This window comes from Nonomuraea sp. NPDC049784 (assembly GCF_040659615.1).
GTDB lineage: Bacteria > Actinomycetota > Actinomycetes > Streptosporangiales > Streptosporangiaceae > Nonomuraea.
In genome coordinates this window covers 1-4,185 of record NZ_JBFAMX010000763.1, presented here as the reverse complement: position 1 = coordinate 4,185, position 4,185 = coordinate 1, and the positions used below count along the sequence as shown (strand labels likewise).

Below are 4,185 nucleotides of genomic sequence, written 5' to 3'. Positions count from 1 at the left end.
CCAGGCGCTGCTCGCCGCGGTCGGGCGCACCCCGGAGGAGATCGGGCACACCATCGACGAGGCCGCGCGCCTGGTGGCGGACGTACGTGCCGCCTGCGACGCCTGAGAGCCCGTGAACAGACCAATCGGGTGAGCGTCAGGTCGTCGCCGTCAGGACGATGATCGCCACGGCGAGCGCGGTGTCGAGTACGAGGCAGAACTCGGCGAGTGAACTGCTCACAACTTTCTTCGCCCTGTAGTGGTAGACGTCCCATGCGGCGTGGCCGAGCAGGCCCAGCGCCACCAGGTAGCTGCCGGCCGCCGGGGCGATGAACAGTGCGACCGTGGCCGCGGCACCGAAACCGAGCAGGGCGACCGTCTGTAACGGCAGCCCGGCGTCCTCAGGCCGCTTCCCCCGCTGTGGGCCGTAGCCGCGCAGGAGGCCGTAGCCGCCCAGCAGGACGCCCAAGCCCAGCACCGCCCAGGTTGCCTCGAAGTCGTCGTCGATGATGTTCGCGGCGACGATGACGGCGAAGGTCAGGAAGAATACGGGCCAGGTCGCGGCGGGTTTCCCGAACGCGGCCGCCCCCAGGTACACCACCGCCGAGGCGGCCAGCACCTTCGCCAGTTCGACGCCGGCAGCCATGTCCAGGGCCACGAGCGCGGCGGCACCGAGCCCGACCAGAATCGGCCAGTGGCGCAGCACCGGACCGAGCGCCGAGGTGGTCTGTGTCGTCATCGTCATCACCGCTTCCTCGTCGCGGGCACCCTCGTGCCGGCGTCGAGACGACGGTAGCTCATATACCCCCCTTAGGTATATGGCTAATCGGGTGCGTATGATTACCCGGCACCCGCCCTTCCGGGCTCGCCGGAGCGCAATGGCCCTGGCCTCTGCCTGGCTGCGAGTGGGGCGACCTGCCCGCCGGCTGTCGTGACAACCCCGCCGACACACGACCGATGGCCAGGTAGTACGACCAGTGGTCGCGCCGGCGTGGAGGGCCGGCGCATCTCCGCTGCCGCCGCCGATCATCCAGACGTCCTCCACCTGGGCGAAGAGCTACTCCTGATCGAGCGCGACAGCCTGCCGGATGTAGTCACGCAATGCGTCATGGTTGAGGGCGTCCGGGCTCTTGAGCTTGACGTGCCTGGTGGTCTTGCCCACGCCCTCCAGCAGGCCGTGGTCGTCGTCGAACTCCGCGCCTCGAGCAAACGCGAACGTGATGTGCGTCTTGCTGTGACTGATGATCGCAAGGAGGGCGCGACCCTTCCACGCCGGGGATCCGCGGCTGATCACCTCGGATGCGTCAGACGCGCCCTCGGCCATGAGCTCTCGCAGGATACGGACGATGTCCTGGTGCTGTGGCGGCAGCTTGGTCCGGACGAACTCATCTACGTTGGCGCTGAACATGGGACGGCCCTCCTCGGCTACGGGTGCTTCAAGACGCCGCCCATGATGCGAGGTGGTCTTTACGGTTCGTTTACGCTCACCCCGGCATCCCAGTCCACTGGTGGGCGAAAAGGCGTAAACGAACCGAAGGCGCCTTCGCGCAGGGTTGAGCACGACACGAACCCGAGGGAGGCCCGAGATGCCGGACAGCACACCACTGCGGCTGGTGATCATCATCGGCAGCACCCGCCGCGGGCGGTTCGGCCCCACCGCGGCATCCTGGTTCATCGCCCAGGCCCGCAAGCGCCGGGAGCTGGACATCGATCTCGTCGACCTGGCCACGGTCCGTCTGCCCGACATCCTGACCGACCAGGACGAGCCCGTCCCGGAGCCGGTACGGGCGCTGGCTCCGAGGCTGGCCGCCGCCGACGCGTTCGTGGTGGTCACACCGGAGTACAACCGGAGCTTTCCCGCTCCGCTCAAGACCGCCATCGACTGGTTCTACGAGGAGTGGCAGGCCAAGCCCGTCGCCTTCGTCTCCTACGGGAGGGAATCGGGCGGCCTGCACGCCGCGGCCCAATTGCGTGAGGTGTTCGGCGAACTGCACGCCGTCGCCATCCGCGCCCTGGTCAGCCTGCCCTGTTACTGGGAGTTGTTCGCCGCCGACGGCAGCTGGCCCAAACCCACCGCGACGTGCAACACGGTCAAGACGACGCTGGACGAGCTGACTTGGTGGGCGTACGCACTGCGCGAGGCGCGTGCCATGCGTTCGTACACCTACCGCTGATCGCAACATCCGTTACAACCGCAGGAGCATGCCATGCGCAAGGTGATCGTTTCGGTTTTCGCGACGATGGACGGCGTCCAGGAGAATCCGCACGAGTGGTCGCTCGAGTATTCGACCGAGGAGTACGAGGCCTACGCCCGCGACCAGTTGTTCGCCGCGGACGCCCTGCTGATGGGACGGGTCACCTACCAAGGCTTCGCAGAGTCCTGGCCGTCGATGAGCGACGACGGACCCGCGCCGGACGATTTCGCTCGCCGGATCAACACCATGCCGAAGTACGTCGTGTCGACCACACTCGACGACGTCGGCTGGACAAACTCGGCCCTGGTCAAGGGCGATGTCGTCGAGGCGGTGCGCGAGCTCAAGCGACAGCCCGGCCGGGACATCCTGATGTACGGGTGCGGCGAGCTGGCCCGGACGCTGACCCGGCACGACCTCGTCGACGAGATCCGGGTCTGGATTCATCCCGTCGTCCTGGGGCGCGGAGAGAGCCTGTTCACCGGCTGGAGCGAGACACGGTTCCGCCTGACCGGCACGAGGACGTTCGGATCGGGAGCCGTCGTCATGACGCACGAGCCGATACCCGCTCCCGAGAAGTAGCACCGTTCCCCATCACCGTAAGCGCCACGAAAGAAGAAGCATCACCATGACCGACATTCAGCAGCAGACACAGGACGCCATCGACCAACTGGTCGAGTCCGGCACCGAACGGGGCCTGCAGGTCGCCGTCTACCACCGCGGAGATCTGGTGGTCGACGCCGTCGCCGGCCAGGCCGACCCTGCGACCGTCCGGCCGGTCACGCCGGACACGCCGTTCCACGTCACCTCGACCGGCAAGGGGGTGACCTCCGCCGTCGTGCACGTGCTCGTGGAACAAGGCGTTCTCACGTACGACACCCCCGTCGCAGAGCTCTGGCCGGAGTTCGGCGCGCATGGCAAGGGGCGCGCCACCGTGCGCGACGTGCTCAACCACTCAGTCGGCGTGCCCGGCCTCCCGCAGGACACCACACCGGAGGATCTGACCGACTGGGACACGATGTGCGCGGCGATCGCCGGCGCGACACCGTGGTGGGAACCCGGCACCAGGACGGGGTACCACCCGCAGTCGTTCGGCTACATCGCGGGCGAGATCGTGCGCCGGGCCACCGGCCGGCCGATCTCCCAGGTGCTCCGCGACGAGGTGGCCGGGCCGCTGGGCGTGGTGAACGAGTTGTTCTTCGGCGTACCGGCCTCCGAGCTCGGCCGGCAGGCCCGCCTGGAGGAGGCGGCGGACGGCATGGAGCTGACCCCGGACATGATCGCCGCGATGGCTGAGCAGGTGCCGTTCTTCAGAATCGTGGACGGATGGACGGCGGCGCCGCCGGCGGCCCTGCCGACCGCGGCCTTCTGCAACCGCGAGGACGTGCTCGCCGCCGACATCCCCGCGGGCGGCGTCATGACCGCCCGAGCCGTGGCACGCATGTACGCCGCTCTGATGGACGAGGTCGACGGCGTGCGGCTCATCTCCTCCGAGCGGCTCCAAGAGGTCGCCACGGTGACGATCAGCGGAGTCGACGAGGTCACCGGGTCTCCGGCCGCCCGGGGGCTGGGGTACGACATCGGCTTCCCCGGACCGCTCGACAGCCCCACCCTGTTCGGCATGGCCGGAAGCGGGGGGACCGCGGCGTACGCCGACACCGCCACCGGCACTGTCATCGCCTTGGCCAAGAACCGCGTGACCGCCGGCGACTACAGTACGTTCCACCACATCGGCGCGCTCGTCGCCAAGGCCCTCGGCCCGCGCTGACCGGCCTGCGGCCCCACACCCTCCGCTGAGGGCCGCAGGGTCCGCGAGCCTGCGAAATTGTCGCCGGCTCGCGTTATGGTGGCGGTCATGCGCTTCGGGGTGCTGGGGCCGCTCGCGGTGTGGCGGGACGACGGCGGCACCGTCGCGGTGCCCGGTCTGAAGGTCCGGGCCCTGCTGGCGGCCCTGCTGGTGCACCACGGGCGGCCGGTGCCCGCCGACCTGCTCATCGATCACTTGTGGGGCGAC

General features: G+C 68.9%; 5 protein-coding genes. 3 read left to right on the top strand and 2 right to left on the bottom strand.

Annotated features, from left to right (window positions below; translation table 11 throughout):
• Positions 1-136: 136 nt before the first annotated feature.
• Positions 137-724, bottom strand: a complete 588-nt coding sequence (locus AB0J09_RS57945; protein WP_360711618.1) for a hypothetical protein — start codon at positions 722-724, stop codon at positions 137-139.
• Positions 725-1,036: 312 nt separating this feature from the next.
• Positions 1,037-1,387 (bottom strand): DUF1801 domain-containing protein, encoded by a 351-nt coding sequence (locus tag AB0J09_RS57940; protein WP_360711615.1) that lies wholly within the window; start codon positions 1,385-1,387, stop codon positions 1,037-1,039.
• A 178-nt stretch (positions 1,388-1,565) separates the two neighbouring features.
• On the opposite strand from AB0J09_RS57940, the gene AB0J09_RS57935 reads away from it, so the two are divergent.
• From AB0J09_RS57935 to AB0J09_RS57925, 3 genes are read left to right on the top strand one after another with little or no spacing between them, the layout of a single operon-like run.
• The gene (locus tag AB0J09_RS57935; RefSeq protein ID WP_360711612.1) at positions 1,566-2,153 is read left to right on the top strand and encodes an NAD(P)H-dependent oxidoreductase; all 588 of its coding nucleotides are present in this window, start codon (positions 1,566-1,568) and stop codon (positions 2,151-2,153) included.
• A 33-nt stretch (positions 2,154-2,186) separates the two neighbouring features.
• Entirely contained in the window at positions 2,187-2,753 is a 567-nt protein-coding gene (locus tag AB0J09_RS57930) for a dihydrofolate reductase family protein (RefSeq protein WP_360711609.1), read from the top strand.
• Between the two features lie 46 nt (positions 2,754-2,799).
• Positions 2,800-3,939: a serine hydrolase domain-containing protein gene (locus tag AB0J09_RS57925; RefSeq protein ID WP_360711606.1), complete on the top strand. Its 1,140-nt coding sequence runs from the start codon at positions 2,800-2,802 to the stop codon at positions 3,937-3,939.
• Positions 3,940-4,185 lie beyond the last annotated feature (246 nt).

Excerpts from the sequence above, each read along its gene's own strand:
- AB0J09_RS57945 (WP_360711618.1), bottom strand. The coding sequence starts at position 724 with ATGACGATGACGACACAGACCACCTCGGCGCTCGGTCCGGTGCTGCGC.
- AB0J09_RS57935 (WP_360711612.1), top strand. The coding sequence starts at position 1,566 with ATGCCGGACAGCACACCACTGCGGCTGGTGATCATCATCGGCAGCACC.
- AB0J09_RS57940 (WP_360711615.1), bottom strand. The coding sequence starts at position 1,387 with ATGTTCAGCGCCAACGTAGATGAGTTCGTCCGGACCAAGCTGCCGCCA.
- AB0J09_RS57930 (WP_360711609.1), top strand. The coding sequence starts at position 2,187 with ATGCGCAAGGTGATCGTTTCGGTTTTCGCGACGATGGACGGCGTCCAG.
- AB0J09_RS57925 (WP_360711606.1), top strand. The coding sequence starts at position 2,800 with ATGACCGACATTCAGCAGCAGACACAGGACGCCATCGACCAACTGGTC.